Below are 3,408 nucleotides of genomic sequence, written 5' to 3' on the forward strand. Positions count from 1 at the left end.
GGGTCAGCGGCACGCCCGGCGTCAGGATCAGTGCGGCAAAACGCGACCAGTCCACGCTGCGCAGGTCGGCGGTGACGAAGCCGGCTTTGGCGGCTTCCGCCAACCGCTCGGCGCCGTCGTCGCCTGCGATCACTTCGGCGCCGCCGGCCTTGAGCGCGTAACAGCTCGCCAGACCGGAGCCGCCGAGGCCGAACACCGCAACCGTCTTGCCTGCAAAGGAGGTGACGGGGATCATCACCGCAGCTTCAAGGTCGAGAGGCCGGCGAGCGCCAGCATCACGGAGATGATCCAGAACCGGATCACGATCTGCGGCTCGGTCCAGCCCAGTTGTTCGAAATGGTGGTGGATCGGCGCCATCTTGAAGATGCGTTTGCCGGTGAGCTTGAAGGAAGCCACCTGCACGATCACCGAAACCGCCTCGAGCACGAACAGGCCGCCGATCACGGCGAGCACAATCTCGTGTTTCACCGCAACCGCGATCGAGCCAATCATGCCGCCGAGCGCGAGCGAGCCGGTATCGCCCATGAAGATCGAGGCCGGCGGCGCGTTGAACCAGAGAAATCCAAGACCGGCGCCCAGCACCGCGCCGCAGATGACGGCGAGCTCGCCGGTGCCGGCCACGTAGTTGATCTGCAAATAATCCGAAAATACGGCGTTGCCGGTGAGATAGGAGATCATGCCGAAGCTGGCGGCGGCGATCATCACCGGCACGATGGCGAGGCCGTCGAGACCGTCGGTCAAATTGACCGCATTGCCGGCGCCGACAATGATGAAGGCGCCGAACACCGCGAAGAACCAGCCGAGATTCAGCGCCACGTCCTTGAAGAAGGGAATCACCAGCGACGTCGAGAATGGCTCGCGCCCGAGATGGACCAGGGCGACGCACGCAAGCAAGGCGATGATCGCCTCGATCAGAAGCCGTATGCGGCCGGCAAAGCCGCTATGGGTCTGCTTGGTGACCTTCAGGTAATCGTCATAGAAGCCGACGAAGCCAAAGCCGAGCGTCACCGCCAGTACGATCCAGACATAGGGATTGAGCGGATTGGCCCACAGCACGGTCGAGACCACCAGCCCGGAAAGGATCATCAGCCCGCCCATGGTCGGCGTGCCTTTTTTGGTGACGAGATGAGACTGCGGACCGTCGGTGCGGATCGGCTGCCCCTTGCCCTGGCGAAGCCGCAGGTGATCGATGATCCAGGGGCCGAACAGGAAAACGAACAACGCCCCGGTCACCATCGCGCCGCCGGTGCGGAACGTGATGTAGCGAAACACGTTCAGAAGGCTGTGCAGCGGGGCGAGGCCGGGAACGGTGTTGGAGAGATCGATCAGCCAGTAGAACATTAAATCTGCCTATACCGCGGCATCGTCGAGCGCGGCTTTGCCGGGAAAGCGCTTTTCAAGCGCGGTGACTATGGTCTTCATCTTCGAGCCGAACGAACCCTTGATCATGACGGCATCGCCGGCCCGAATGGCGGTCAGCACCTGCACTTCGAGATTCGCCGCGCTATCGGCATAACCGCCTCGCTTGCCGGTGGAAAGAGCATCCCATAGGTGGCGCATTAGCGGGCCACAACAATAGACCAGATCGATATGGTGGGCCTTGATGGCGTCATTCAGGCCGCGATGCAATTGTGGCCCGGTCGCGCCCAGCTCCAGCATATCGCCCAATACCGCGATCCGCCTGCCCTGCGGACCCACCTTCGTCTGGCCAAGGACACTGAGGGCTGCCGCCATCGATGCTGGGTTCGCGTTATAAGTCTCGTCGATCAGGGTGACGTCGCCGCCGGGCACGGCCAGCATATGCCGGACGCCGCGGCCCGCCGCCGGCACGAGCTGCGTCAGCGACAGCGAGGCCAGCGCAAGATCGGCGCCTGCCAAAGAGGAGGCGGCGAGCACCGCGAGCGAATTCATCGCCATATGGCGTCCGGGCATGCCGAGCTTGTAGGTGACTTCATGCCCGAGAATATCGGCATGCACCGCCGAGCAGGTCGCATGCAGCGAAATGTCGAGGAGCCGCGCCTCTGCTTTCTCGTTGACGCCGAACGAAACGATGCGCGCAATTCCGCACATTTTGGCGCGACGGCTCAGGCGAGCGAACTGCGAATTGTCGCGGTTCAGCACCACGGCGCCGCCTTGTTCGACGCCTTCGAAGATTTCCGCCTTGGCATCGGCAATCGCCTCGATGCCGGAAAAGAATTCCAGATGCACCGGCTCGACGGTCGTGATGATGGCCACCTGCGGCCGCACCATTTTCACCAGCGGCTCGATTTCGCCGGCGTGATTCATCCCGATCTCGAACACCGCAAATTGCGCGCTCGCCGGACAGCGCGCCAGCGACAGCGGCACACCCCAATGATTGTTGAAGGACGCGGCGGAAGCATGGGTCTGCCCCTGCGCCGAGAGCACGTGCAACAGCGCTTCCTTGGTCGATGTCTTGCCGACCGAGCCGGTGACCGCGATCACTTGCGCTTGCAATCGCGCACGCGAGGCGTGCGCCAGATCGACGAGCGCGCCGAGCACATCGTCCACGACGAGCAGCGGTGCATCGCTCCCAAATCTGGCGGCTTGCGCTTTTTCGACGACCGCGAGCGCAGCTCCGGCCTTCAACGCCGCGGCAACAAAGTCATGGCCGTCATGCACCGCGCCACGGATCGCAAAATACGCCTCACCCGGCCGGATCGTGCGGCTATCGATGGAAATGCCGGTGATCGGTTGCGGCAACACGCCATTGACCGTGGCGTGCATCGCCGCGCGCATTGCATCCGATGTCCATAATGGCACTACGCTCATGCCACTGTCTCCGCCAAAGCGGAAGCCACCGCGTCATGATCGCTGAACGGCAGCACACGATCGCCGATGATCTGGCCGGTCTCATGGCCCTTGCCGGCAATCAGAAGCACATCTCCTTTGGCAAGCCCGGCAATGGCGTTTGCGATCGCTTTCGCGCGGTCACCGATTTCCGCAGCGCCTTGGGCGGCCGCCAGGATCGCCGCGCGAATGGTCGCCGGATTTTCGCTACGCGGATTGTCGTCGGTGACGATGACCTTGTCAGCGTTCTCGGTGGCGATCGCGCCCATCAGCGGACGCTTGCCGGCGTCGCGGTCGCCGCCGGCGCCGAACACGACGATGAGCTTTCCCGATGCATAGGGCCGCAAGGCTTGCAATGCTTTGGCCAGCGCATCCGGTTTGTGGGCGTAATCGACGAAGATCGGCGCGCCGTTATGTTCGCCGACCCGCTCCAGCCTGCCCCTGGCGCCTTCGAGATTTTCGAGCGCGGCGAAAACCTCATCCGGCGCGCTGCCGGTGCCGATCGCAAGGCCCGCGGCCACAACCGCGTTCTCGATCTGGAACTCGCCGACCAGCGGCAGATGGATCGAATAACGACGGCCACGATGGACGAGCTCAAGC

At 63.4% G+C, this 3,408-nt stretch carries 3 protein-coding genes and 1 pseudogene; all 4 read right to left on the minus strand.

Annotated features, from left to right (window positions below):
* Positions 1-235, minus strand: a pseudogene (gene murD, locus WB528_RS17670) (UDP-N-acetylmuramoyl-L-alanine--D-glutamate ligase); the annotation flags it as partial.
* Positions 235-1,341 carry a phospho-N-acetylmuramoyl-pentapeptide-transferase gene (mraY, locus tag WB528_RS17675; RefSeq protein WP_423889691.1) on the minus strand — a complete coding sequence of 369 codons (1,107 nt, stop codon included), beginning with the start codon at positions 1,339-1,341 and terminating at the stop codon, positions 235-237. The gene mraY and the pseudogene murD, both read right to left, overlap by 1 nt.
* 9 nt (positions 1,342-1,350) lie before the next feature.
* Entirely contained in the window at positions 1,351-2,790 is a 1,440-nt protein-coding gene (locus WB528_RS17680; protein ID WP_423889692.1) for a UDP-N-acetylmuramoylalanyl-D-glutamyl-2,6-diaminopimelate--D-alanyl-D-alanine ligase, read from the minus strand.
* The coding region (locus WB528_RS17685; protein ID WP_423889693.1) for a glutamate ligase domain-containing protein at positions 2,787-3,408 on the minus strand (622 nt) is incomplete at its 5' end. The genes WB528_RS17685 and WB528_RS17680, both read right to left, overlap by 4 nt.

Source organism: Bradyrhizobium sp., from assembly GCF_049586575.1.
In the GTDB taxonomy this organism is placed as follows: domain Bacteria; phylum Pseudomonadota; class Alphaproteobacteria; order Rhizobiales; family Xanthobacteraceae; genus Bradyrhizobium.

Excerpts from the sequence above, each read along its gene's own strand:
- WB528_RS17680 (WP_423889692.1), bottom strand. The coding sequence starts at position 2,790 with ATGAGCGTAGTGCCATTATGGACATCGGATGCAATGCGCGCGGCGATG.
- mraY (WP_423889691.1), bottom strand. The coding sequence starts at position 1,341 with ATGTTCTACTGGCTGATCGATCTCTCCAACACCGTTCCCGGCCTCGCC.